General features: G+C 40.3%; 16 protein-coding genes and 1 pseudogene. 5 read left to right on the top strand and 12 right to left on the bottom strand.

All coding sequences use genetic code 11. The annotated features are described in order from the left end of the window. Positions 1–13 precede the first annotated feature (13 nt). From MSKOL_RS11215 to MSKOL_RS20205, 8 genes and pseudogenes are all read right to left on the bottom strand, one after another. Complete coding sequence (locus tag MSKOL_RS11215) at positions 14–814, bottom strand: thiamine pyrophosphate-dependent enzyme (RefSeq protein ID WP_231592201.1); 801 nt, start codon at positions 812–814, stop codon at positions 14–16. Positions 815–1,496: 682 nt separating this feature from the next. Further along, positions 1,497–2,858: a PFL family protein gene (locus MSKOL_RS11210; protein ID WP_048120973.1), complete on the bottom strand. Its 1,362-nt coding sequence runs from the start codon at positions 2,856–2,858 to the stop codon at positions 1,497–1,499. Between the two features lie 74 nt (positions 2,859–2,932). Beyond that, entirely contained in the window at positions 2,933–3,211 is a 279-nt protein-coding gene (locus MSKOL_RS11205; protein WP_048156237.1) for an ACT domain-containing protein, read from the bottom strand. 518 nt (positions 3,212–3,729) lie between these two features. Then, on the bottom strand, positions 3,730–4,239 hold the full coding sequence (locus MSKOL_RS11200) for a shikimate kinase (RefSeq protein WP_048120969.1): 510 nt from the start codon (positions 4,237–4,239) through the stop codon (positions 3,730–3,732). A gap of 763 nt (positions 4,240–5,002) precedes the next feature. Continuing rightward, positions 5,003–6,766 carry a bifunctional UDP-sugar hydrolase/5'-nucleotidase gene (locus tag MSKOL_RS11195; RefSeq protein WP_197078764.1) on the bottom strand — a complete coding sequence of 588 codons (1,764 nt, stop codon included), beginning with the start codon at positions 6,764–6,766 and terminating at the stop codon, positions 5,003–5,005. 516 nt (positions 6,767–7,282) lie between these two features. Continuing rightward, positions 7,283–8,586 (bottom strand): annotated as a pseudogene (locus tag MSKOL_RS11190) (ISNCY family transposase). Between the two features lie 420 nt (positions 8,587–9,006). Then, on the bottom strand, positions 9,007–9,549 hold the full coding sequence (locus tag MSKOL_RS11185; RefSeq protein WP_231592200.1) for a metal-dependent hydrolase: 543 nt from the start codon (positions 9,547–9,549) through the stop codon (positions 9,007–9,009). A 572-nt stretch (positions 9,550–10,121) separates the two neighbouring features. Then, on the bottom strand, positions 10,122–10,262 hold the full coding sequence (locus tag MSKOL_RS20205; RefSeq protein WP_156151057.1) for a hypothetical protein: 141 nt from the start codon (positions 10,260–10,262) through the stop codon (positions 10,122–10,124). A 1,084-nt stretch (positions 10,263–11,346) separates the two neighbouring features. Between MSKOL_RS20205 and uvrA the strand changes: the two genes are divergently transcribed. From uvrA to MSKOL_RS11165, 4 genes are all read left to right on the top strand, one after another. After that, entirely contained in the window at positions 11,347–14,394 is a 3,048-nt protein-coding gene (gene uvrA / locus MSKOL_RS11180; RefSeq protein WP_048156227.1) for an excinuclease ABC subunit UvrA, read from the top strand. 144 nt (positions 14,395–14,538) lie between these two features. Beyond that, positions 14,539–16,098: an excinuclease ABC subunit UvrC gene (gene uvrC / locus MSKOL_RS11175; RefSeq protein ID WP_048156225.1), complete on the top strand. Its 1,560-nt coding sequence runs from the start codon at positions 14,539–14,541 to the stop codon at positions 16,096–16,098. 159 nt (positions 16,099–16,257) lie between these two features. Next, positions 16,258–18,270, top strand: coding sequence for an excinuclease ABC subunit UvrB (gene uvrB / locus MSKOL_RS11170; RefSeq protein WP_048156222.1), 2,013 nt, complete (start codon positions 16,258–16,260; stop codon positions 18,268–18,270). A gap of 809 nt (positions 18,271–19,079) precedes the next feature. Continuing rightward, the gene (locus MSKOL_RS11165) at positions 19,080–20,018 is read left to right on the top strand and encodes a hypothetical protein (RefSeq protein ID WP_197078763.1); all 939 of its coding nucleotides are present in this window, start codon (positions 19,080–19,082) and stop codon (positions 20,016–20,018) included. 460 nt (positions 20,019–20,478) lie between these two features. Here the strand turns inward: MSKOL_RS11165 and MSKOL_RS11160 are convergent, their stop codons facing one another. From MSKOL_RS11160 to MSKOL_RS11145, 3 genes are all read right to left on the bottom strand, one after another. Continuing rightward, positions 20,479–21,813 carry an APC family permease gene (locus tag MSKOL_RS11160; RefSeq protein ID WP_082091107.1) on the bottom strand — a complete coding sequence of 445 codons (1,335 nt, stop codon included), beginning with the start codon at positions 21,811–21,813 and terminating at the stop codon, positions 20,479–20,481. A gap of 403 nt (positions 21,814–22,216) precedes the next feature. Further along, positions 22,217–23,026: an epoxyqueuosine reductase gene (locus tag MSKOL_RS11155; RefSeq protein WP_048156219.1), complete on the bottom strand. Its 810-nt coding sequence runs from the start codon at positions 23,024–23,026 to the stop codon at positions 22,217–22,219. Between the two features lie 740 nt (positions 23,027–23,766). Further along, on the bottom strand, positions 23,767–24,123 hold the full coding sequence (locus MSKOL_RS11145; protein WP_231592199.1) for a hypothetical protein: 357 nt from the start codon (positions 24,121–24,123) through the stop codon (positions 23,767–23,769). Between the two features lie 649 nt (positions 24,124–24,772). On the opposite strand from MSKOL_RS11145, the gene MSKOL_RS11135 reads away from it, so the two are divergent. After that, entirely contained in the window at positions 24,773–25,627 is an 855-nt protein-coding gene (locus MSKOL_RS11135; RefSeq protein WP_048156208.1) for a MerR family transcriptional regulator, read from the top strand. A gap of 416 nt (positions 25,628–26,043) precedes the next feature. Here the strand turns inward: MSKOL_RS11135 and MSKOL_RS11125 are convergent, their stop codons facing one another. Continuing rightward, a complete protein-coding gene (locus MSKOL_RS11125) occupies positions 26,044–26,913 on the bottom strand; it encodes a DUF2971 domain-containing protein (protein WP_048156202.1) in 870 nt (289 codons plus the stop codon). Positions 26,914–26,960: the final 47 nt, after the last annotated feature.

Below are 26,960 nucleotides of genomic sequence, written 5' to 3'. Positions count from 1 at the left end.
AGAACTTCATTTTTCACTGAAGCCCGAAATGTTTTATATTCCAGTCCGCCATGGCCTGAATCTTCTTTATTTCTTCTTCACCGCCTTCCATGGTGAAGAGATGTTTGAACCTTTTCTGGACTTTCAGATATTCTTCGACCGGCCTTGGGTTCTTAATTTTCCTGACCTGGATAATTTCTCCGTTTTCCATCTCATACATGGGCCAGAGGCAGGTTTCAACTGCGAGTTTGGCGATCTCCAGAGTCTTTGAGGTATCAAAACCCCAGCCTGTTGTACACGGAGCATGAGCATGGATATATGTAGGGCCCATGACTTCAGTTGCCTTTTTGACCTTACGAATCATGTCTCTTGGGAAACCTATGGAGGTCGTAGCCACATATGGAGATCCATGAGCTGCTATAATTGCAGGCATATTCTTTTTAGGAAAAGGGTTTCCAAAGGAGAATTTTCCGGCTGGAGTGGTCGTTGTGCTTGCACCATAGGGCGTTCCACTGCTGCGCTGGACTCCGGTGTTCATATAGGCTTCGTTGTCCATACAGACATAGGTAAAGTCGTGGCCCCGCTCAAACGCACCTGAAATAGCCCCGAAGCCTATATCCATCGTGGCACCGTCGCCTGCAATAACTATAATTTTAGTATCTTTCTTTTTACCAAGGGCTTTTAAGCCAGCTTCAATACCTGAAGCCACTGAAGCTCCATTTTCAAAAAGGGAGTGGATCCAGGGAACCTGCCATGAAGAACGCGGAAAAGGCGTACTTGTAACTTCCAGGCATCCAGTAGGGTTGACAACAATACTGTCAGGACCTGCTCCCATGAGTGTAAATTTTGCAGCAAAAGCATCACAGCAACCCGGACAGGCACTGTGTCCGGATGTGATATACGTTTTCGGTGCAGTTCTACTCGTTGCTATGCCTCCTTAAGGTCCAGATACCGGCTTTCAAGCGGAACTCGGAGCTTTGCATCCTGAATTCTTCAATTAAAAGTATAAACAAATCAAAAACAAATCAAAAGAACAGCAGGAAGAAGTCCAAAGGCGCTGAATCCACTTGAAACGCTGAATATGAAACGCTGAATCCACTTGAGGCGCTGAATCCACTTACTGCATCCCCCAATACAGCCTCTCCGAAATATTATGTTCCCCCAAACATGTTTATTCGAAGAGAAGGATCAGCGGCCTCAGGATATTCATTTATTCGATGATACCCCATTTGATACCCCATTTATCCCTTACTCCAGGATATACGAGTAGCGTAAATTATTTTAAATTAATTATACAAAAAATTGCTTTCAAGCAAATATTATTTCCGGACAAAAAATTATAAGCCAAAAAATTATAAGCCAAAACATTTAAGCCAAAACAGTTTCAAAAAAATGCCCTGTAGATATTATTCCATGACAAAAATCAGTAGCTCCATATTGAAAAATACTTGATGGATTGTCGACCCGCTTCCGAAAAACAAAAAATAAGGTGCCGGATTTACCGGCTGGTTCACCCTTCAGTTTGTAAGTGACTGTATAGGAGCCGGGATTCTTCCCCCCCGTTTTACGAAAACTTCGGAACTGAAATCACTTACCGGCATAATAGGAGCATTTCCAAGCAGGCCGCCGAATTCTACGGAATCTCCAACCCCTTTTCCAGGAGCCGGGATAACTCTGACTGCCGTTGTTTTTCTATTTATTACTCCTATGGCCATCTCGTCAGCGATAATAGCCGAAAGGGTGGAAGCAGGAGTATCACCAGGAACTGCAATCATATCAAGGCCGACCGAGCAGACGCTGGTCATGGCTTCAAGTTTTTCCAGGCTGAGGGCTCCGGCCCTGACGGCTTCGATCATTCCCGCATCCTCACTGACAGGGATAAAAGCCCCACTCAGGCCTCCTACTGAGGAGGAAGCCATTGCTCCGCCTTTTTTTACGGCATCATTCAGCAGGGCAAGGGCTGCAGTCGTTCCGTGAGCCCCACAGCGTTCAAGTCCCATTGCTTCAAGAATCGCAGCAACGCTGTCCCCAATTGCAGGCGTCGGAGCCAGGGAAAGGTCAAGAATCCCGAATTCGACTCCAAGCCTTCGAGAAACCTCCCGACCTACCATTTCTCCCATGCGGGTTATTTTAAAGGCTGTCTTTTTGATTGTCTCCGAAATTTCTGTAAGATTCGGTTTTTCAAGCTCGCGGATTGCAGCATTCACAACGCCAGGCCCACTGACCCCAACGTTGATAACGCATTCAGGTTCACCGATTCCGTGAAAGGCTCCTGCCATAAAGGGATTATCTTCAGGGGCATTTGCAAAAACCACAAGCTTGGCACAGCCTATCCCATCCCTATCCGCAGTCAAATCCGCAGTCTTTTTAATGATGCTGCCCATCAGGCCAACTGCATCCATATTGATCCCGGTTTTTGTAGTGGCAACATTTACCGACGAGCATACCTTTTCCGTGCTTTTAAGAGCTTCAGGAATGGAATTGATAAGCTTTAGATCCCCAACGGTTGCGCCTTTGTGGACAAGGGCACTGAAACCTCCTATAAAGTCTACCTGTGCGTCTTTTGCAGCTTCGTCCATGGTTTTTGCAATGGAAACGAAATCAGGAGACCTGCAACTTTCGGCTGCCACAGCTATTGGAGTTACTGAGATTCGCTTATTGATTATTGGAATTCCATAGAGGCTCTGGATTTCATTCGTTGTACCCACAAGTTCTTTTGCACGGGTGGTTATCTTTTCGTAGATATTCTCATTGAAAACCTCAATATCAGGATGGCTGCAGTCCCTCAGGCTGATACCCATTGTTACGGTTCTGATGTCGAGATGTTCCATCCTGACCATCTGGATTGTTTCCAGAATTTCTTTTGGGTTTATATACATGAAAAATTACCTCTCATTCCAGACAGATTAATTTTCCAGATCATTTTCCAGATCATTTTCAGATAGTCTCCAGATCAGATCCTGTGCATGAAACGGAATGCGTCTTCGTGCTGTACCTTGACCTCGACTCCAAGGCTCTTTCCCTCGGCACTCATAGCCTCCTGGAAAGCTGCAAGGTCGAAATTCTCCTGTGGAGCTTCTGCAAGCATAATCATGGTAAATATATCCTGCATGATAGTCTGAGTAATGTCAACAATATTTACATTGAAACTTGCCATCACAGTAGTGATCCTGGCAACAATTCCTACCCGGTCGCTGCCTATAACCGTAATTATGAAACGACTTGATGCCATTTTATGTCTCCTGCTGCTCGGACCTTTTTTCCTGCAGGCCGATGCTTAAACGTTATAAACTGAGAGATTTTGCTCAGATTGAAGACCTGATTGCTAATAAAGTAAACTATTGTTTTAAGTAAGCCGTTCTGACAGGCTATTATTGTTTTAAGTAAGCCGTTCTAACAGGCTATTATTGTTTTAAGTAAGCTGTTCTGACAGGCTATTATTGCTTTAAGTAAGCCGTTCTAACAGGCTATTATTGTTTTAAGTAAGCTGTTCTAACAGGCTATTAATGAGGTAAACCATATATCTGAACTGCTTTAAAGTAAACTGTCCTTAAAGTATGTCATCCATAAAGCCGATTGTTCTTAAATAAAACCGTTCCTGAATGAAAATGTCCTTAAAAGAAGCTATTCTTAAAGTTAGAGACTCTGAGAGAAAATTTAAAATGGAGAACTCTAAAAATCTCTACCTCGAAAAAGCAATTATATTAAAACACAACTGTAAACCTTAATAAACCAGTTTAAGCCACAATTTCAGGTACTCTCTTCAAAACATAACTCGACAATCTTTTCAGCAATTTCCTGAATATTTTCTCTCCCTTTGAGCTTTATTGAAAAATCAGCATATTTCTGATAAAAGACCTTCCTTTCTTCAAAAAGCTCTTTCAGGCTCCTATCCCTGAGTCCTACTATACCTCTTTTTCTTGCATTGGGAAGCCTTCTGGCAATGCTCCTAAAAGCAGCGTCCAGGAAGATTATTTTTGAGATTTTTTTTAAATGAGTCATGGCTTTTTCGGAATAAATTACACTCCCGCCAGGAGAAATAACGCTCCTGTCCACCTGCCCAAGCTTTAGAATGGCTTCTTCTTCAAACCTGATAAAAGCCGAATCTCCCTCTTTATCAATAAGATTCTGGAGGGGCATTCCGGTGCTTTCCCTTATCAGGTGATCCACATCGATAAAAGTATAGCCAAGGCGCTTTGCAAGGGCTCTCCCGATAGTACTTTTCCCCGCTCCGGCCATGCCAATTAATGTGATATTCATTGCCACACTCCTCCACACTTTGAAAATCAAGGAATCCGCTACCTAAAGCTTCACAGCACAAAGGCTATTGAACCTTAAATTATTCGAACAAAATATACTCTCCAGCTATATAAAACGTACAATGTTTCCATTTACCTGAAAATGGTCAAAATTATCCAGAAGAACTCGAACAAAAAAGAGAGAGTTTTTGAAACTTTGAACGAGAAAGATAGAATAAAATACGCATGTATAGAAGCAATAAATTAGGGCATGGTGGACAAGAATGCATAAGGAATCAAAGGGTATGAATATAGCACCATGTATTGTAAAGTAACTTTTGAAGAAACATGGTTTCATAAAGTAAAAAATGTAAAAAGCTGTTACAACAACCTGTCTCAAAACTACATTTGATTCTACAAGACAGTACCTGTTAGCAGCTCACACTGCTTTGGGTTATGCGGTGAACCTTTGAAAATCAGGCAAAAGATAGGTTACCCAGTTCAGTTCCGTTGCTAGATCTATTTCAGTCTAATACTTCCTTGCCTGGTATCGGGATGCACCACCCCAACTTTGATTGCCAGTTGTTGTCGAACAGTCTATTCAGGGGGGGAAGGAAGTTGTCAGTAAAAAATATCCCGGCAGGGAAAACTGCCGGATTGGTAGCTCACTTCTCTATATTCTTCCCTATATTTTTCTATCTTCTTCCCTATCTTCTTCCCTATCTTCTTCCCTATCTTCTTCCCTATCTTCTTCTCTATATTTTTCTATATTCTTCCCTATCTTCTTATTTTTCCAGAACTATGCGGTTCTCAGATCCGGGAGCCAGAGGAGAAAAGGTCTCCAGGTAATTGACAAAGGCATCTAAGTCTGGAGATCCTACTATCCTATAGGTACCTTCTTTCATTACAGAGAAATTATCTCCTCCGTCAGCCAGGAATCCATTCATTGTTACGCGGTAAGGACTGCTTGGATCGATAGAAGTTCCATTGATTTTTATACTGGATATCTCGACCTTCTCGCCCTTGGGGGCGCTTTCGTTCCAGGTATAACTAAAGCCTTTTGAGACCTGCAATATTCGCTTACTGCCAGGGGATGGGTTGTCAAACTGCTGTTCCAGCAAGGCGTCGATCTGAGTGCCGTTTAAGGTCATTGTGACCAGGTCGTTTCCAAAAGGCTGGACACTGAAGGCTTCTCCATAAGTAACCTGACCGGACAGTTCCTCACCGCTAATTTGGTCATATACCAGGTCTGTACGAATACCGCCTGGGTTCGTGAAAGCTATAACAGCACCGCCATTGCTTGAGTTAGAAGTAGCATATAACTGAGCATCGGCTATGACGTCGCCCAGAGCAGATTCACCTGAATCACTGGCTGTACTTGTAATATTCTCTGTGATGTTACAGATCACCCGATCCGCAAGGGGTGCAACCTGAGATTCATATTCCTCTATCAGCTCGCTTATTTCGGAGTCTTCAGGAACGTCTCTGGAAACTATGACATTTCTGGACCTTTCCTCGATTACATCACAGGTCTCGTTGCTTATCACCAGATCGATATCCGTGAGTAAATTACCTGCTGAACCGGCTTCTGTTACCAGACGACCGTCAATAACGGCATTGTAAGCTTGATGGGTATGGCCAGTGATGAAAACATCTACTTCATCGTCGGTGGCATTAATGACATCTAAAATAGGGCCGCTCATGTTCAGGCTCTCGTTATATAGTCCCTCCTGGGAACCGCCATCATGGATGATCACCACTATGGTTTTTACGCCCATACTCTTCAGCTTTTTGACCTGTTCATTAATGGTCGTGGCTTCGTCCAGGAACCTGAGCCCTTTCACTTTGGAGGCAGTCACTATGTATGGCGTGTCTTTTAGGGCAATTCCAATGAACCCTATTGGAACTCCCTGGACGTAGGTAATGTTATAGGCAGGGAATATTGTGGCGTTGGTGCTCTCATTGACTATATTTGCAGCCAGAAACTGGAAATGTGCTCCTTCAAAGGAGGAGTTACTCAGGTTGCCATCTGTCGGCTGGCAGCTGCCATTCTGAATGCGCATGAGCTCGCCCAGTCCTTCGTCCAGATCATGGTTGCCTACGGCTGAAAAGTCGAGCCCCATCATATTGAGAGCTTTTATTGTCGGTTCATCCTGGAACAGGGCTGAGAAAAGCGGGCTGGCACCCATAGAATCGCCTGCCGATACCACAAATGTATTGGGGTTCTCAGAGCTGAGTTCCTTTATGTGAGTGGCCAGATACTCCATGCCTCCGGAATCAACGCATATGGGAGCTCCGGTCTCATTATAACCCGTAACCACTTTGCCGGTGGACGGTTCAATCTGACCGTGGAGGTCATTAATGGCCAGGATCTGGACTTTTAGTGTATTTTCTGACGTATTTTCCTGCGTATCTTCTAGTGTACCCTTTTCAGGCCCTGAAGCCTCCAGGCAGCCAAGTGAGGCTAGAGAGACAAGTATCACCAGGCATAAATAAAAGGCAAGGTGCCTATTGGGCTTATTTGTCAAACAATTGTACTTTTTTAACAATATCTATCCCTCTTTAAGCATTAAAATTTGAGTCTAAAAACCGGTTCTTATATTTCCTTGCTACAGCTTTTATATAATTAGGACTTGAGTGACTGAACCGCTTAACTACAATTTCATAATTTTTAATTTGTACCAAAAGTGTCGAGTTCTGAAAGTACAAATTTTTAGATATCTTAGTATTTTAAAATATTTATATGTTAAATTGTTTATATGTTAAATTATTTGTATATTCACCCATTTATATATTAAATCGTTTATATATTTCATTATTTATATGTTATAATGTTTGAATGACTCAGTTTCATAATTTAGTGATTTCTCATTTTTTCCGTCCTTAAAACTTCACTTTTCTCTGCTAACTGCTCAAATAAACTGTAATAATCCTTGAGAAATGATTTCTTTGGCAGGAATGCCAAAGAATTATTTTACTCCTTTAATTTTTTCACTGAATTTTTTGACTAAAATCGATACGCTTCGCTACTTAATCCTTAACTCAGCTCTCAAAAATATCTTTTACTAAAGCTTAAATGGAGTAAATAATCTGAACAATTCCAGAAATGACTTTTGTGGTTTCTTGAGCAAATTTAATCTTCTCATTTGAGTAAGTTTAATCTGATTCTCAATTCCTTTATCAGTCCTGAACTGCTTCTTGTTATCCGTTTTTAGACTTTTTGAATAATAGCTTTCAATAGGATTATTTGTCGCTGGCGCTCCTGGAAGATAATGGAACAAAGTAAGATTTAGCCAGTGTTTATTGATCATCCACAATCGTTTTTGAACCAATTCATCATATGTTCTTATATTTTCCATTAATTTATTGAAATTATATTTTGCTTTTTCAAGACTATTAAGTGGAAGATTTTCCTTTTTTCGTCTTCTTTCAAGCTTTAATTCATTTCTATACTTGTAAAATTTCTTTTTTGCTTTTTTACTCCATTCCTGATGTTTTTCTTCTTTATTAACTAGGTTCGGTTCTTTAGATAGAAGTTCTTCCAGAATTTAATTCTCATTCTCTCGATTGTAAAATATATTCAATAACCTGTACTTCAATAGTTCCTGTTCAATTGTATTTTTTTGGGAAATCACTAACAATAAGCTTGTTTAAAGTGCATCAAACAATATTGATGGACTAACTTATCACCAAAAATTTCCTTTAATATATCAGGGTATCTCTTATCAAAATCCGTAACGATAAACACAGGCTCTGATGCATCCAGATTTTTCTGTAAAAATCCCTTGATGGTTTCTGAACTCTTATCTTCAAAAAGTTCATCTGCTATCGTTCTTTGAGTTTTTGCATCCAGTAAGGTTAAACGGTATTTCTGACATCTTCCTTCTTTTGGATGTTGTTCGTCATAGTGCACCATATGTATATTTTCTGAAAATGGAACAGTTTTCTGTTCCATTTCTTCGTAGAATGCTCTTAAAATAGTGCTTTTTGATCTTGGATAGATGAAGTCCATTATATCAGAAATTCCATCGTATGAAACGTTATGGTATCTGAGTAACTGGAAGAAATCATTGAATGAATTAAAAAGTAAAGTCTTCAGATCTTCCCAAAAACTATGATCTTCTTCGTGTGTACTACCACAATTTGAGCATTTATATCGACCAATGTTGATTTCTCCAAGACCTTCTTTAGTATGGGGATTATAGCCATTATGAACCATTGGAGTACTACAAATTGAGCAGACTGGAGGAATTTTTCTACGAAAAATTCCTCGTGTAGTATATTCATAATCGTTTCCAAAACAACCAAAAACATCTAAGAGAGCAGGGAGCTCCGAAAAGTTATTAAGAGTAAGGTTTATAGTTACCATTGTTTTTGCCGTAACATCATTACATAATTATAGAATTATAATTTTGTGTAGTGATGTTACACTTACTTTTATCACTAGATTTTGGGACTGAGTCGTTTGAATTCTCAATAAATTTTCTCCATTTTTGGATTTCTGTTAAAAAATCAATTCACTGGAGAAAATAATTTATAGGGTGTTTTGTAAAAGGACTTCCCGAAAGGTTGCTATAATCAATTTTCAGATCTTAAAAGATTCAAGAACCAAACCTGAAAGTTAGAAAAGCAGCATTTTATGGAAAGTGATGGCTATCCTGGCGAGTTTCTAATAAAATTAAAAAATTAAATTTTAATGTATTTCTGAATCTTCTTCATCCCGTACACCTTAGTCCAGGATGAGTTGAAGATTCCTTTCTGTTTTCAATTTAAGAGCCTGTTTTTGTTGTTAAAATTTATTTTGTCCAAATTCTTTTATTAACCAGTGTAAAGCCAAAATAACTATTATTCCCATCCCCAGGATTTCAGGAACGGAAGAAAACGAGATGTGAAATGTAAACGACTTTTCAAACAGTTTTGTTAAGTATTCAATCCCATTGAAATCCGTCTGACTTTTTGGGAAATTCCATCCCAGGAGTGGCCAGAGTAGAGTTTTAGGAGTTGCCCACATCTGATCTTCCATAAGGTGGAAGAAAGAACCTGAAGCAAGGCTAAGAACCTTGATATCTTTTTTCTTTTCGTATAGATATAAAGCCATCAGGAATAATGAAAGAACGAATAATAGAGTATGACTTATAATGCGTCCGTTTTCAAAGGTAGAAGCAAAGATAATCATTCCTAAAGGTTTGTCTATTAAGTCGGGCAAGAGAGCTCCAATGGCTAAGTATCTTGGATCTATAATAGTCTTTAGCCGAGGTATGAAAAACCCAAGTCCGAAAAATATTCCCAATGTAACCCCAATATGTCCAAAAAGAAGCATCGAAATTAACAAGACTTCAGTTATATATAACTATAGTCAACGGTTTTCAAAATTTTCAAAAAGTTATGTGTTTTAAATATGGGTGTCTTTTTATTGTAAAAAGTAATAGTTTAGAGAAATAATATTTTAAAAACTAAAAAATTATGAATTTTCAAAGACTTGTTTTGTCATTTTTTCTACTTTTCAAATATCAGGATGGGGGTTATATACTGCAAAATTCCTGACATATAGAGTTGTTACACTCAGAGAAAAAATGTTGAGCAAGCCATGGAGAGAATAAAAGAGGCGATTCAAGTTTTCCTTGAAGCCGAGCAGGATTTCACGTGAAACTTATAAAAAATTCCGGAAAATTTGACCTTCCGATGTGCTTAGTTTTTTGTTTCACGCTTTTTGTTTAGCCGAAAAAATCCTGTGCACTATGCCTCAATAAACTTTTTAAGGCAAAAAATTGCTATCATGTTTGATCTTTGAAAATCTAATATATAAAATGTGGGTTATTAAATGATATTTGCCCTGAGAAAATAAGTTAAGATTCCTAAAAAGAAAAAAAACCGTTTTTAGAACTGTTTTCATGTTTTACATTATTAGATCATACATACACTGTCGTTCCAAGTAACTGGTGGACCAGGAAGGCTATAATAAGCTGATGCCGTATTTGTTATTATTAATACAATGCCTATTGCCAGCAAAATAGCTAGTATCAATTTTTCTCTGTCCTCAAGCATTTCTTCACCTCCTTTTATTATCGTTACTTTTTTATTTCATTTAACTCATTTAATAATAGTTAAATGTTTGGCAAGTTACTATGTGAAGCTATGAATACGTTTTTAATTCTGAACCTTCGTTTTCTGATTTTAATGAACTGTTTTAATCTGTTTATAAGACTTACTCTCAGGAAAAACAAAGTTAACTAATTAACTACTATCACTTCTTGAGAGTTAAAATATTCTCAAAATACAAAAATAGGCAAAGAATTTCCTAACTTACTTAAAGATAAATACCCTTCCCTTTTTGAAGACAGAAAATATTAAAGTACTATCACCAGGGTACTTCTCATATTAGTACTCTTGTGTAAATTTAATATAAATCTACTAAAATATTCTAAAGTAGATAATTATTTGTAATCGGCGTAGTCTAGCCATCTGTTATATAATTAAAAGTTCAAACTCGCTCTTTTTACAGTCTACCGATGTTTTTTCTCCTTCTTTTTTGGAAATCAGTTCCTGGCTTGACGAGTTTACCCACTCTTGTTTTAGAGAAAATGATCATTCTGGACTGAAAGTATTGAAGGCAAACAGATTAAAAATTGAAGATAAGAACACTATACAATTCCATATCGATGAATGCAATCTACCAAGTCTAAATTCAAAAAACCGGTTGTTTACCGCGGAATACTTTCACTCCGCTATATTACTCTATTAATAAAAAGTCTGCATTCTGCTGTATGTATCGAAAAACGGGGTAGCATGAACCCGAAAATTGTCACATATATGAGGAGTGAAATCAACTTCATGTAATTATCACTACTTATTTATAATAATACATGGAATTATCTGCCTGAAAAAAACTGCTTGATAAGTGAATATAAACTTCAGGTTTTTCAAAAAAGTTTCTTAAAATTCATAAATTCATATCATTTCTGGATTTTTAGATATCTAACTTAAAAATCCAGGCTTTGCTCTAATAAAATCCAGAATTTACTCTGATGTAAAAATCCGGAATTTACTCTAATGTAAGAATCCGGAATTTACTCTAACCTTAAATTCTCATCTAACCGATTCAACTGGACAAAAACCCGAGAGAAGGAAAATGAAAAATATTATTATTAAAGGGGCACGGGAACACAACCTGAAAAACATCACGTTGGAACTCCCGCGGGACAAATTAATTGTTATTACAGGGGTATCAGGCTCAGGGAAATCCACCCTGGCTTTTGACACGGTTTATGCCGAAGGGCAGCGGCGCTATGTGGAGTCCCTCTCGGCTTATGCGCGGCAGTTCCTCGGGCTTATGAACAAGCCGGATGTGGACAGCATCGAAGGCTTATCTCCGGCAATATCCATTGAACAGAAAACGACCTCGAAAAACCCCCGAAGTACTGTAGGGACAGTCACTGAAATTTACGATTACTTGAGGCTGCTTTTTGCAAGAGTCGGTACGCCTCACTGCCCGGCCCACAACATAAAAATTGAGGCCCAGTCGCCTGAAAAAATTGCGGACAACCTTCGCAAGGAATGTGAGGGCATGGTTACCATTCTTGCTCCTATAGTCCGCCAGAAAAAAGGGACATACCAGCAGCTCTTCAGAGAACTGAACAGTGAAGGCTTTGCGCGGATGAGGGTAAACGGCGAGATTCACAGGACTGACGACGAGATTACTCTTGACCGATACAAAAAACATGATATTGAAGTCGTGGTTGACCGGCTGGACCCTTCAGAAGACCGCTCAAGGCTTGTCGAAGCCTGCGAAATCGCTCTCAAGAAAGCCGAAGGACTCTTAATTGCAGTTGATTCTGAAGGAAAAGACCACCTTTATTCCTCTAATATGGCCTGTCCGGTCTGCGGCATGGCTTTTGAAGAACTCCAGCCCAGGATGTTTTCCTTCAACAGTCCTTTTGGGGCCTGTGAAGCCTGCAATGGGCTAGGGTTTAAGATGGAGTTTGACCCTGACCTCATTATTCCGAATAAAACTCTCTGTATTGCAGACGGTGCGGTTGCCATATACAGGAATTTCCTGGATGGTTACCGAAGTCAGTATCTGACAGCCGTGGCAAAACACTTTGGTTTTGACATATTTACTCCTATTGAAGGTCTCACAGATGAACAGTATAATGTTCTCATGTACGGTTCGGACGAGCTCATGCAGTTCAGCATGAGCATGAAAAATGGTGATGCCTACTGGTCTCACAAAGGCACCTGGGAAGGGCTGCTCCCACAGGCAGAGAGGCTTTACAGACAGACAAAATCCGAGTACCGCCGAAAGGAACTTGAGAAATTCATGCAGGTTAAGCCCTGCCCAAAATGTGAAGGCAAGCGACTGAAGGAAAAAGTGCTTGCAGTGAAATTCGGCGGGAAATCTATTGTAGATATAGCCAACCTCTCGATTCTGGAGTGCATCAGGTTTTTCGAAAACGTGGAGCTCTCGGAAAAGGAAAAAGAAATCGCAAAGCAAGTCTTAAAGGAAATCCGTTCCAGACTCGGTTTTTTAGAGCATGTGGGGCTCGGCTATCTTACCCTTTCGCGAGGTGCAGGCACTCTCTCAGGCGGAGAAGCACAGCGAATCCGGCTGGCTACTCAGATTGGCTCAAACCTCATGGGCGTGCTCTATGTGCTCGACGAGCCTTCAATAGGGTTGCATCAGAGAGATAACGAGCGACTAATCCAGACCCTCCAGACCTTGCGAGATTTGGGAAATACTCTGATAGTCGTTGAACATGATGAAGATACTATTCGGGCTGCAGACTATGTGTTTGATATCGGGCCAGGTGCAGGCGTTCATGGAGGTTATGTAGTAGCCGAAGGCACACCTGAAGAAATTGAACAGAACCCGGAATCTCTGACAGGCCAGTACCTCTCAGGAGAAAAACAGATAAAACCGCCTGCTCTTCGCCGGCACAGCGATGCATTCATCAGGCTTAAAGGATGCAGGGCAAACAACCTCAAGGGCATAGATGTAAATATTCCCATAGGGGTCCTGACCGTGGTTACAGGTGTTTCTGGCTCCGGAAAGTCTACGTTAATTTATGATACCCTGTACAAGGCCTTGACAAAGAAGATTAATAAATCAAATGTAACGCCAGGAGATTATGATGAGCTGGTTTTTGATTCCGAGATCGATAAGGTAATCGTTATTGATCAGAGCCCCATTGGCAGGACTCCTCGCTCAAACCCTGCCACCTATATCAAGGTCTTTGATACCATAAGACAGACCTTTGCCGAAACCAAGGAAGCAAAAATCCGGGGTTATAAAAGTGGGCGTTTTTCTTTCAACGTAAAAGGAGGACGCTGTGAAGCCTGCCAGGGAGACGGGTTGATAAAAATCGAAATGAACTTCCTGCCCGATGTATATATAGAATGTGAGGAATGCAAGGGCACACGCTACAACCAGGAAACTCTCGAAGTAAAGTACAGGGGCAAGTCGATTGCAGAAGTCCTTGATATGACTGTGGAAGAGGCTGCCGAACACTTTGCAAACATCCCTGCAATCAAACGCAAACTTGATACTTTAATAAGAGTTGGACTGGGCTACATCAAACTCGGCCAGAGCTCAACAACGCTTTCCGGAGGGGAAGCCCAGAGGATCAAGCTGACAAAAGAACTCTCTAAAATGTGTACCGGAAAAACGATTTACCTACTTGATGAACCTACAACCGGTCTTCACTTCCATGACGTCAAAAAACTCATTACGGTTCTCAACAGGCTTGTGGAAAAAGGAAACACAGTAGTTGTAATAGAACATAACCTGGATGTAATCAAATCAGCAGACTATATAATCGACCTGGGTCCCGAAGGCGGGAATGCAGGCGGAGAAATTGTTGCCGAAGGAACCCCGGAAGAAGTGTCCACAGTTCAGGGAAGCTATACTGCACGCTTCCTTGCTCCTAAACTGTCACAGTCCTATCTTGATATGTCGGGAGAAGAGCCTTATGAGGCCGTTTTCGAAGAAGGAGATGAATTTGAGGCCGTTTTTGAAGAAGGAGGAGAGTTTGAGGTCGATTGTGAAGATCTTAATGACGATCAGAATGAGGAAGATTCCGAAGACTTTGAAGAAGGCTCGGAGGAAGATTCCAAAGGTTCCAGAGGTTTCAAGCACAGTAAACACAAGGCCAATAACACGTTTCAGGAGCAGTTGATTTAAACTGGCTTAAAGTTGATTTAAACTGGCTTAAAGTTGATTTTAACCGGCTTAAAGTTGATTTAAACTGCTTAAAGTTGATCTGGGTAATTTAAGCTGATTTAAGCTCTCTGCAAAGATTTCATAACTTGAATAAGAGGTTTAAAAATGATTGACCTGGAAGCTCTTCCTCACCTGCCTGGCTGTTATCTTTTCAAGAACGAAGAAGGGACTGTGATTTACGTAGGTAAGGCAAAGGACCTTAAAAAGCGGGTGAGCAGCTATTTCCAGAAACGAGACCACGACCCAAAAACCGCGAGCCTTATAGAGGCTGTAATGAGCCTTGATTTTATTGTCACGAACACTGAAGTAGAGGCTTTTCTTCTGGAGAACACCCTGATCAAAAAACACTGGCCAAGGTATAATATTGCTCTTAAGGACTCAAAACGGTATGCCTGCATTCATTTAACTGATGAAAAGTTTCCAAGGATCAGGCTTGCCCGAAAAAGGGCTGATAGTGGAAGTTTTTTTGGGCCCTTTGTCTCGGCGAAGGAAAGAGATTATATTTTTGAGGTTGTAAGAAAGACCTTCCAGCTCAGAACCTGCAAACAGATGCCGAAACGGGCCTGCCTCAGATACCATATAGCGGCATGTAGCGGTCCCTGCATAGGTGCAATTTTTGCGGAAGACTATGCAGAGAAAGTAAAGAAAGCTGCTTCTGTTCTTAAAGGCAATATCAAAGAGCTTATAGAATCCATGGAAGCAGAAATGCGGGAATTGGCATCGAGGCAGCAATTCGAGCAGGCCATAGCTCTCAGGGATGAGATTGCAGCCCTTGAGTACCTTCACGAAAAACAAAACATGGAGAGGCAGAAAAAGCACAACGAGGATATCCTGAACTACATTGTCAGGGATGATACTGTTTATCTCATGCTCTTCAAGGTCTACAAAGGTACGCTTGAGGACAAGCAGGACTTTGTTTTTGCCTTCGGAGAAAATTTTCTGGAAGAATTCCTGGTGCAGTATTATTCCGAGAATGAGCCGCCTGAAGAACTGATCCTGCCCGAACCTCTAGAAGAGTCGCTTGTCGATTTCTTCTCTCATGTAAAAGGAACAAAAGTGAAAGTTACGGTTCCGAAGCAGGGAGAGAAAAAGGAACTTCTCGACCTTGCCCTGAAAAACGTTGAGATCGGTTTCTTTGGAGACCGGAAAAAGCTCGAAGCCTTGCAAAGTAAGTTATCCCTTCCGAAACTTCCGAATGTCATAGAATGTTTCGACATCTCCCATCTCTCAGGCACGGCTACGGTCGGTTCAATGGTCCAGTTCCGGGGAGGCAGACCTGATAAACACAATTATCGCCGCTTCAAGATCGAGAGTGTTGAAGGAATTGATGATTTCGCTTCTATTGCCGAGGTCGTACGAAGGCGTTATTCCCGCCTGCTTGAGGACAAGCATGACCTGCCTGATCTTATTATTATAGATGGGGGAAAAGGACAGCTCTCCTCAGCTTTTCAGGAACTTAGAAAGCTCAAAATCAGGGTTCCTCTTATCTCGATAGCCAAGCGGGAAGAAGAAATCTATGTGCCTGGAATCAAGTCTCCTCTTCCCATCAAAAAAGACGAGAAAGCCTCTCTTTTTGTCCAGGAGATCCGGGACGAAGCCCACAGGTTTGCAATTACCTACAACCGTCTGTTGAGACAAAAATCTATGATTCCTAAAAATGATTGATTCCTGAAAACGAACATGATATTCTTTGAATAACATGCACAACCAATGAAAATGCTTGCAGATGGCAGCATTTTCATGCTATAATCATTAATTAGTTACTGCTACTGTTGGTATATATGTCCGTCATTTAAATCTCCGGAATTTTAAGGTTTTGGTTCTATGAAATCTTCAGATAAGACATCCCAAGCTGTATCTAATAAAATATCCGAAACACTACGAGATGCCCGATATTGGGACAGCCCGCAGTTCAAGCTGGTTTCCGATTTTGAGCCGAAGGGTTCCCAGCCACAGGCAATCGAAAAACTTGTGGAGGGGCTGAAAGAAGGAGAGCGATACCAGACCCTGCTTGGGGTAACAGGGTCAGGGAAGACCTATACCATTGCAAACGTTATAAACCAGGTAAGGAAACCGACCCTTGTTATTGCTCACAATAAAACCCTTGCCGCCCAGCTTTATAATGAGTTCAGGGAGTTCTTCCCTGAAAACCGGGTGGAGTATTTTGTTTCCTATTACGACTATTATCAGCCTGAGTCCTATCTTCCTGCCAGGGACCAGTATATTGAAAAGGATGCTCAGATTAACCCGAAGATAGAGCAAATGCGGCTTGCTGCTACTGCTTCTCTGATGTCACGCCAGGATGTTATTGTAGTTGCATCCGTATCCTGTATCTACGGGCTTGGCAATCCTGAGAATTTCCAGAAAATGGGGTTTGAATTAAAGGTTGGAGATAAGGTTCCTAGAAAAGAAATCCTGCAAAAGCTCGTTGAAATCCAGTTTGAGCGAAACGACCTTGAACTTATGCCAGGGCGCTTCAGGGTAAAAGGAGATACCATTGATATTATTCCCGGATACTTTGACAATATTATCCGGATTGAGCTCTTCGGAGATGAGGTCGACCGGATTTCTGAAGTGGACAAGCAGACCGGTCAGCGAACGGAAGAAATGGACTATTTCTTTGTTTATCCTGCAAGGCACTATGTAATTCCTGAGGAAGAGCAGAAAAGTGCAATTCAGTCCATCCTCGAAGAGCTTGAAGAACATCTTCCTGAGCTTGGTCTTCTTGAGTCGCACAGGTTGAAGCAGCGCACGATTTATGATATGGAAATGATTCAGGAAACCGGCAGTTGTAAGGGTATTGAAAACTACTCAAGACATTTTGACCACAGACAGCCGGGAGAACAGCCTTTCTGCCTGCTTGACTATTTCCCTGAGGATTTCCTGATGGTAATCGATGAGAGTCACCAGACCATACCTCAGCTTCACGGGATGTACAACGGAGACCGCTCAAGGAAGAAGAACCTTGTTGACTATGGGTTCAGGCTTCCGAGTGCCTACGATAACAGGCCTCTAAAGTTCGATGAATTTGAGGAGTACATGAAAAACGTGATTTTTGTTTCGGCGACTCCCTCAGACTATGAACATGAGCATTCAGCTCAGATCGTGGAGCAGATTATCCGTCCTACAGGACTTGTTGACCCTGAAGTGGAAATTCGTCCTCTTGAAGGTCAGGTAAGGGACGTTATGCAGGAAGTACGGAAGATTGTGGAAAGGGGAGACCGTGCTCTTGTAACTACCCTGACAAAGAAGCTTGCAGAAGAACTGACTGAGTACCTTGCCAGGAATGAAATCAAAGCTCGTTACCTGCACTCGGACATTAAAACGATGGAAAGAACTGAGATTATCCGCGAGCTCCGCCTTGGCAAATTCGATGTCCTTGTCGGGATCAACCTGCTCAGGGAGGGACTTGATATTCCGGAAGTGGGTTTCATTGGCATCCTGGATGCGGATAAAGAAGGCTTCCTTAGAAACTCAAAAAGCCTTATCCAGATCATAGGCCGCGCAGCCCGGAACGCCAGCTCGAAGGTTGTCCTGTATGCCGACAATATGACGGATTCTATCAAAAGTGCCGTTACAGAGACAGAACGCCGCCGCTCCATGCAGATTGCCTATAATAAGGAACACGGCATCGTCCCGGAAACTATCAGGAAACCCATCAGGGAAAAGGTCGTGGATATCACCGACACCAAACACATCCCGAAAACCGATATTCCCAATATGATTATCGAACTGGATACTGAAATGAGGGAAGCTGCTGACAGGCTGGACTTCGAACGGGCAATCCAGGTAAGGGAATTAATAAAGAAGCTGGAGAAAGAGATAAAAGTAGTCTGAAAGGAAAGTGACTTGAGGAGAAAAATATCCTGAGAGGAAAGTAGCTTGAGTGGATAAGACCTTTCTCTCTAACATCCTTTTTCTCTAACACCCTTTCACTCTAACATCCTTTCTCTCTAACATCCTTTCTCTCTAACATCCTTTCTCTCTAACACTCTTTCTCTCTAACATCCTTTCTCTCTAACACTCTTTATCTCCAACACTCTTTCTCTCTAACACCCTTTCACTCTAACACTCTTTATCTCTAACACTTTTTTTGTATATTTTCCATAGAATTTCTGGAGAACTTTTGCCTTTTCGTTTCGCAATCTTATATCAAAAAATGGGATATTCTCCGGCTCTCTATTGAACATTTAGGAGACGGCTAGATGAAGGGCTTTAGTGCAAAAATGATATTTTCGCAGTTTGATACTAGTATTTTTGTCTTTGTGTGCCAGTTTCCCGGTTATGAGAAGAGTTAAATTTCCTAATTGTAAAGGTTTACACTGATTTTGAAACAAGGCCAGATTTTTTGTACCATAACCTTCAGGAATACATATTGGCATAAATTTAGAAAGATATATAACAAATTATTAATATTCATGTTTTAATACAATATACGAAGTTACTTCTAAAAAATACTGAATATATACCCTGGAATTTTGGCAGTGTGCAGATTTTTCTGTAAAATCATACATTTAAAAAGGTAAGGAGTCAAAATTCTATATCTTAAAGTTAATTCCGTCGTCCGTGTACGAAAACTTAATTCAAAATTTACAGCGAATTCGTGATACTGTCAAATTTTGTAAGATTGAACCATAAATTCGGGAATGCATAGAATGAAAAGAAAAATCAAAAATACACTGGCTATTTTGCTTGCAATCTTATTTGCATTGACACTATCAGGTGCAGTAGCAGGTGCCGACTCCGTTTCAACTACCGACAACGTTGCGTCACAAAACATTTCTCCAGTTTGGAGTAAGTGGGAAGATCTGGGCGGCGACCTTACTGAAGGTGTAGCTGTCTCCTCCTGGGCACCCGGTCGGTTGGATTGTTTCTCAGTTGGACCTAATCGGACACTGCAGCACAAGTGGTATGATGGTTCCTGGCATGACTGGGAAGATCTGGGCGGTGAACTGTATTCTGCACCTGCAGCCGTCTCATGGGATTCAAATCGTATTGATGTTTTCGCGATAGGTAAAAATAAAACTATGCAGCATAAGGTGTTTGATGGCTCCTGGCATGAGTGGGAAGATCTGGGTGGCGACCTTACTGAAGGTGTAGCTGTTTCCTCCTGGGCACCCGGTCGGTTGGACTGTTTCGCAGTTGGAGCTGATCGGACACTACAGCATCAGGTGTTTGATGGCTCCTGGCATGGCTGGGAAGACCTGGGCGGTGAACTGTACTCTGCACCTGCAGCTGTCTCGTCTGATTCACGTCGTATCGACGTTTTCGCTTTAGGCAAAGACAAATCTATGCAGCATAAGTCGTTTAATGACACCTGGTATGATTGGGAAAGTCTAGGTGGAGAATTTAATGACGGTGTAGCTGCCTCCTCCTGGGCATCCTATCGGTTGGATTGTTTCGCAGTTGGAAGTGATTATAATACACTGAAGCATAAATGGTATGACGGTTCCTGGCATGAATGGATGTGTAGAGGCGGAGCATTGTACTCTGCACCTGCAGCAGTCTCATGGGATTCACAGCGTATCGATGTTTTCGCTATAGGTGAAAATAAAACTATGGAGCACAAGTGGTATAGTCTGTAACTCAATTAGTAATAGTCTGTAACTCAATTAGTAATAGACTGTAACTCAATTAGTAATAGACTGTAATTCAATTAGTAATAGACTGTAATTCAATTAGAAATAGTCTGTAACTCAATTAGTAATAGACTGTAACTCAATTAGTAATAGACTGTAATTCAATTAGAAATAGTCTGTAACTCAATTAGTAATAGACTGTAACTCAATTAGTAATTAATTATATCCTGGATTGGCAGGTAAACGTAATTATATGCACATTACAAACCCCTGCCAATTTGGGATAACAATCACTTGACGTTGGCTATTTTGTTAATAGGTGACTATCATAATTATTATTTTATGATTTTTAATTGTACAAAAATCTCAGAAATCGGAATATGAGATTTACTAAAGTAAATATTGTAATAATGTTTCTACGGGTAGACGGTTCTTAATCAGGTCAGATTAGACTGTTCTTATTGTTTCATAGATTGGGAGGGTTCCGGGGAGTCTTCAAGCAGTGCGAGTTCCTGTCTGGATTCGAGTCTACTGCCTGCGATAATATATCTTCCTTTTTTACGGTAAACCTGAAGTAGCCAAGCCCTATCAGAAAGAGCGGATATATGACCTTCCAGGTAAACCCTGATGCCAGAAAGCTCAAAGACAGAAGTGAAAGAACAGAAAAGATCCATTTCTGCCAGCCGATTTCTGTTTTCCAGTAAGCAATTATGATGAAGCCGCAGAGGAAAATAAAGTTCTGGTTTACGAGCATCATCATAGCCGTAATGGGAACTTTGAGAAGATAGCACCCTGTAATCAGAGAAACCGACATTGCATATAGAGTCACAAGGCTGGCTAGGGGAATATTTCTTTTTGAGAGCTTTCCGAATACTGCAGGAAAAACACCTGTTTTGCCAGCTGCATAGATTAGACGGCTCGCAGTAAAGTTCCAGGAACATGCGTTTGCTGCAAGCACTACAATTATAAGCCATATCAGAAAATTTCCGCCTGGAATGAAAAGAGCCAGGCTGGAGAGACCGGCAGCTCCCTTGAGGGAAACTCCTGTAGCACTGGCTCCTACACTTATCAGGGCAAGTAAAACATAGATGGCAGCGACCAGAACAAAGCTTAACCAGTACAGGCGGGGAACGTTTTTTTCGGGGTCTTTCATCTCTCCAAGGGAAAAAGAAAGATTTTCCCAGCCCAAAAAGGCCCAGAAAAGCAAAGCTGTAACATTCCACACTATGTTTGGATCCACGTTTCCGTGGCCGCTCAGAGCTTCTCCAGCAATCCCCAGCCCGGAACCGATAAAATCGAAGTTAAATACAACAATCAGCCCTATGAGCAGAAAAAGTACAGTCAGGGCTAAGTAGTTGATTAGAGTGATAGCTCTTATCCCAAACAGGTTTGAAATAAACATAAGGCTTACAAGAAGGATTGCACAAAAGGTTCCTCCCAACTCGGAGAGATTAAAAAACTGCCGCATATATTCACTGCCGATAAAAGCAATAGCCGGAAGCCCAAAAAGATATGAACCGCTTACAAGATAAGAAACCGAATATCTTCCCCAGAGGCCTACTGCTTTTTCTGCGTAGCCGGCAAGCCCGGCTGTTGAAGGGAATCTCAGGCCAAGCCTGGAACAGATCTGAACTCTCGGGATGGTAACGAAGGTTATAAGGAGCCATCCGAGGATTGCTTCATGGACATTTCCCACGCTAAGAGCCAGGCCGGGCAGTGCGAGGATTCCTGTACCTATGAGCATGCAGATCGCAAGCCCTATACCTCTCTTTAAGGTGATTGTTTTTTCGAGATCCGTCATTTTATCGTTAAGCCTATGTTTATCTTAAAGTCAAATAGTAAAACATTCTATGATATCTAATGGAATCAATACACTAACTTGAGATGAAATCAATACACTAACTTGAAAATGGAGTCGATACCTAGCTCGAAATGGAGTCGATATACTAGCTCATCTCAACGATTAAAATGAATTTTTCACAGAAATTTTTCACAGGAATTTTTCACAGGAATTTTTCACAAGAATTTTTCACAGGCAATTTTGCTAGTGAAGGTGTAGGTTCACTATCTGTATGTTAACACAAAAGTTTTCAATCGCTGTTATTAGTTCCTATTTCCACTTTGAATTCGTTACAATAATCCTTAAAATTTTGGCTTCGGATTTACAGCAAATTCGAACCACTTCACCGAAGAAGGTCAGGTAATTACGGATTTTTTCCGCCATAAGATCTAACGTGCTTCCAGGCTTTATGGTAATTGGCAAAAAGGTCCTTATCTACATATATCGCATCATTATCCCTATTATATACCACTCTATCCTTTCCTACTGGACAGACCTTGATACATATGCCACACGGCGAAATGTGACGCTTGTTTAATTCAGCACTATAAGAGGAACAGGTTTTCTTATCTGTAAGTCCGCTGGGGTAATCTTCCTTATTAAGAGCATTCGATGGGCACATTTTTACACAACGCATACAGCGGGTGCAAAGTTCAGTTTCTAGCATCGGATCTGGAGGAAGCTCGGCTGTGGACAGAATTGAACCGAAACGGACCCTGGGGCCATATTCTGGTGTAAGGAGCGTATTATTTACTCCAAAAATTCCTAATCCAGCGAGTAAAGCAGCATGCCTGTGAGAAAAGAATGCAGTAGGATTTTCAATGAGTACCTGAACGCTTCCATACCCGTCTCTAGGTACGAAAATAGATGGGTATCCTCTCTCGGTCAGGAAGTTGGCAAGCCTATATGTGTATTGGTCCAATAAGGTGTTTATCGTATTGTACAGTTCGTGGTAATATAAAGAAGGGGCTGTTTCCAGTACTGGTAAAGGTACCGGAAGTCCGATAACTATCACTGATTTTGCTTCAGGATATATGGATTGAGGATAGAATTCTTCAGGCATCCACGGCAAAAAAGGAGGTTTATTCCATCTCTCAACACTGGCAACTCCAACCATGGGTATGTCCATACTTTTACATTTCTGCAGGAGGGCTTTTTTCAGATCTTCAGTCATAGATTCATCCCTTCTTTATGAGTCATTATTGCTACAGGGAGATAGTTTTGTTTACTCATTTGAACGTTTCAACTTATTAATATGTCCAGGACTTTCCAATCTGAGTAAACTGATTAATTAACTCTGGTAGACTTCTATAGTTTTTGAACTGAAGAATAACCAGGAAAAATCAAAGACTGTAATCTATTGTATATATTTATAATCAGGGTTATAACGAAATACAAAATCAGAGATCCTATTAATGATCCAAAAAATGACATTGAATAATTCAGAAATCAAGTTCTCTCGATAATAATATCATAGGAATGAAAAAAATTAAAAAGAAAATGAGAAGCAATAATCGAGAAGATCTCTTCTTCATGTTAATTCACACAAATGAAATGACATCCATATTTATAGTTTCTAAACAGTTTCTAACAGTTTCTAAACCAGTTTCTAAACCAGTTTCTAAACCGGAACCTTACCCATATTTTTTAATGCTGTTTAACCTGAACCTAATAAATTATAAGAAGCTTTAAGCCCACGGGTTTTAGTTCTTCGATTCTAAAGTATTCACGAATCTGAACTTTATTATTTATCCGCGAACCGATCAACTCTTCCTTAAATCTGGATTTTAAACTATGGATTTTAAACTGCAGACTTTAAACTGCAGACTTTAAACTGCAGACTTTAAACTGCAGACTTTAAACTGCAGACTTTAAACTGCAGACTTTAAACTGCTGCATTAAGCGTAATACGGGTTATATGTAGTACTCAACGTAGAAGCGGTAAGCAACCTGAACTTCTTCCAGTTCCCTGGGTTCTAGTTCAAAATCAGGCTGGCTGGTTTTGTAAGTTTTCTCTCCAAGATTTTTGAAGGTGACTTCGCATTTTATATTTTCAGGAAGTTGAGCCTCAAAGCTGCCACATTTATTACGGATTTCTATGACAAGCTTTTCGATTTCTGCGGTACTGAAGACTTTTTTCTTTTCAGGGACGTAATTTACCTCAACTATCAGTTCTTCTTTGCTTGTTAAGTCTGCCCAGAAGCCGGAAAGTTCGGTTCCTTCTATCCTGTAGTCCTGAAGCTCAAAACTTCTCGTGATTGTATTTTTCATTTTGCCCTCTTCCATATGCGTAGTTTATAAAATGGACATATATAAACTATCTTAAAAACAAAGCCGATTCTTGAGAGGATCTCAAATTAGCTTTTAAAATTTCTAATCTAATTTGATACCCACTTTACAGGCCGCCTCAAGAGTAAACTTGATTCTACAATTGAGATGTTGTATTTGACTATAAGGTTAATCTGTATCTAAAGTTTGGAAAAATATCTTCGATGTATTTAATCTTAATTCTGCAGGTCGACATTTCCTTTTTGATAATTTTTGTTGATGGTGATTTTAAAAAATGGACGCAATTTGTCACGATTTCTCACTTAACAGAACACATATGAAAAATTATTATATTTTTATTCTGTTATAGGTCCATTTAATTTGAAGAGGATACATAAATCTCGTATTTGGAACAGTAAATCGAGTATCTGATCATGGAAAATGATCCTGAAAACTCCTATGATTTCTAGTAAAACAATTTTTGGAATAAACTCATGACGGTGGAACAGGTAATGAAAATCAAAACCCCGTGCTTCCTTGGATTTTCCCAGGAGGAAATACATATACCTTCTACCACCTTAACGCGGAAGTCTCCCCCGGGGAAAAGTAAGGTTGTTTATCTAATTTCAGGACAATTACTGGATTGAGCAAGATGTCAGTAGATCAGATTCCAATCGGTAAGTTTTCTTTCATGACCCGCCTCTCGCAAAAAGCACTCAGGCTCTATGACCGGAAAGGGTTGCTTGTTCCGGAAGCAAAGGACCCTTTTACGGGATACAGGTACTATACCGTTTCCCAGCTGGAGCAGGGGATGAAAATTAAAACCCTATGCTTCCTCGGATTCTCCCTGGAAGAAATCTCCCTGTTTCTGGATGCGGAAAGCAAAGGAGACTTTGAGTACATAGGAACAGGCTTCAGGAAGAAACTTGATCAAACCCGATTGGAAATCGGACAGCTGCAAAGGATCGAAGGGATCTTGCAGGGCGCCTGCAAACAAAATGGAAAAGTTATGGAGTTATTCAAAATGTCTGTTACAGAACCAGTTATAAAGGAAATACCCGAGATGCGAGTAGTAAGCAAGCGCGAAAAAGGAGACTTCGTGGCAACTATTGGAAAACTTATAGGTGAAATCTGCACAAGCGTCGGCAGCCCTGAAAACCAGCGAAACCGTGTAAAAGTTACAGGTCCTGTTATGTTCCTCTGCCATGACGATGAATACAAAGAAACCGGGGCTGATATCGAAATAGCCCTGCCGGTATCGGGAAGGATCTCAATCGAAGACCCGAAAATGGAAATAAAAACCCTGCCTGCCATAAGAGCTATCTCAGTGGTCTACCGGGGTCCTTATCATGGAGTCGAAGCCGGTTATAACCAGATTTTCTCGTATGCCAGAGAGAACGATCTGGAAACTCTGAGCCCTGACAGAGAACTATATTTCAATAGTCCTGAAGAAGTTCCTGAAGAAGAGCTTATGACTGAAATTCAGGTCCCGGTAAGGGAAAAGTAATTTATTCCTTGCTCCAGAGAACTGGAGCAATTCTTTTTTCTAAAAGGATACTGTTTTCTAAAAGCGTAATAGTGCTACAATTCTAAAGTAGATTCATAAAACTTGACTTTCAATATATCAAAAGACTACAGATTCTTTAGGAAATGAAGAGTTAATTTCGGAATCGAAGCACTAGGGTCGTTTATCATTTGTTGATTGATATTATTCCTAAATAATGAAATAAAGCCTTTTGATTCACTTTTCCATCCATTTGTCTTTTCATAATACTATCGCAGTGTAAGTAAATAAATGCAATTGGAAGCAGTGTTTGACTTATCATCAAAACATCAATCGGATATTGGTGGACGACCAGCACTAGTAAAAGGATGAAAAGGAATTCCTCAGCATTAAAAATCAGAAACAATGTAAACCATTTTTTATCGAAGGCTAGCGATATAATTTTCTATATCCATTATTTTTTCGATTTTTAGTTCATATTTGCCGATTTTTCCCCTAGCTTCGAAAAATTCGACTTCAAATCCTTCTTTTAAGTAATTTTCATTAATGATATTGTATACCCTGATAACGTCTCGTTTATCTATCTTTAATCCAAAAATAACTCTTTTTAAACAGCTTTTGTCATATTTTAGAACTCTTGGTTCGCAGATATGTGATTCAGGAAGTATCATTCTGTATTCACATTCATACTCCCATGCATGTAATTTTGTGAATATCCGATCTTCCACTATATTGGCATTCTTGTATTGATCGTCAAACATTTTCACAATACATAGATCATTACTGGAATCATAGATTACTTGTTTAAATTCGCCTGAGAACGGTGATTCATCAGTATCTGATTCATATAGAGGCATAGAATAGTAATCATTTTCACCACTAGCTTCAAAACCTAGACAAATACCTCGGTGAGAGTCTGCATAGTGGCTCCACATTAGAATATTATCACATTTGCTGCTAAAACAACAAACTATTGGAACTTTTAGATACGATGAAGCATTGTGAGGACAAACTAAACCGTTGTCTTCTTTCTTAAAACCGTTTACTTTTTCTTCTGCTTGTTTAGGACTACATTCATATTTCTCACATAATAAATTGATCCATTGTTCTTTTGTACCTGCAAAATCCACACGAATTCTACAATCAAAAGGATCATTAAAATTATTCGGATTGTTAAAATATAGCTGATTTTGAGCTAAATTCCTCAATGCATAATTTTTACAGTTATAGTCCTTGTCATAATACTCTGCAAGACTTATATATTTAAAAAAACGGTTCATGTTGTTCATTTTAATCCCAATAAATCACGTACAGCTTATTATTTATCTTCTTTCTT

It is taken from the genome of Methanosarcina sp. Kolksee, assembly GCF_000969945.1.
Taxonomy (GTDB): Archaea; Halobacteriota; Methanosarcinia; order Methanosarcinales; family Methanosarcinaceae; genus Methanosarcina; species Methanosarcina vacuolata.
This window is presented reverse-complemented; position numbering and strand designations above follow the sequence as displayed.

Coding starts and splice junctions, on each gene's coding strand:
- MSKOL_RS11165 (WP_197078763.1), top strand. CDS start 19,080: ATGCATAGAATGAAAAGAAAAATCAAAAATACACTGGCTATTTTGCTT.
- MSKOL_RS11125 (WP_048156202.1), bottom strand. CDS start 26,913: ATGAACAACATGAACCGTTTTTTTAAATATATAAGTCTTGCAGAGTAT.
- uvrB (WP_048156222.1), top strand. CDS start 16,258: ATGAAATCTTCAGATAAGACATCCCAAGCTGTATCTAATAAAATATCC.
- MSKOL_RS11155 (WP_048156219.1), bottom strand. CDS start 23,026: ATGACTGAAGATCTGAAAAAAGCCCTCCTGCAGAAATGTAAAAGTATG.
- MSKOL_RS20205 (WP_156151057.1), bottom strand. CDS start 10,262: ATGCTTGAGGACAGAGAAAAATTGATACTAGCTATTTTGCTGGCAATA.
- MSKOL_RS11200 (WP_048120969.1), bottom strand. CDS start 4,239: ATGAATATCACATTAATTGGCATGGCCGGAGCGGGGAAAAGTACTATC.
- MSKOL_RS11160 (WP_082091107.1), bottom strand. CDS start 21,813: ATGACGGATCTCGAAAAAACAATCACCTTAAAGAGAGGTATAGGGCTT.
- uvrA (WP_048156227.1), top strand. CDS start 11,347: ATGAAAAATATTATTATTAAAGGGGCACGGGAACACAACCTGAAAAAC.
- MSKOL_RS11210 (WP_048120973.1), bottom strand. CDS start 2,858: ATGTATATAAACCCAAAAGAAATTCTGGAAACAATCCAGATGGTCAGG.
- MSKOL_RS11205 (WP_048156237.1), bottom strand. CDS start 3,211: ATGGCATCAAGTCGTTTCATAATTACGGTTATAGGCAGCGACCGGGTA.
- uvrC (WP_048156225.1), top strand. CDS start 14,539: ATGATTGACCTGGAAGCTCTTCCTCACCTGCCTGGCTGTTATCTTTTC.
- MSKOL_RS11135 (WP_048156208.1), top strand. CDS start 24,773: ATGTCAGTAGATCAGATTCCAATCGGTAAGTTTTCTTTCATGACCCGC.
- MSKOL_RS11215 (WP_231592201.1), bottom strand. CDS start 814: ATGGGAGCAGGTCCTGACAGTATTGTTGTCAACCCTACTGGATGCCTG.
- MSKOL_RS11145 (WP_231592199.1), bottom strand. CDS start 24,123: ATGAAAAATACAATCACGAGAAGTTTTGAGCTTCAGGACTACAGGATA.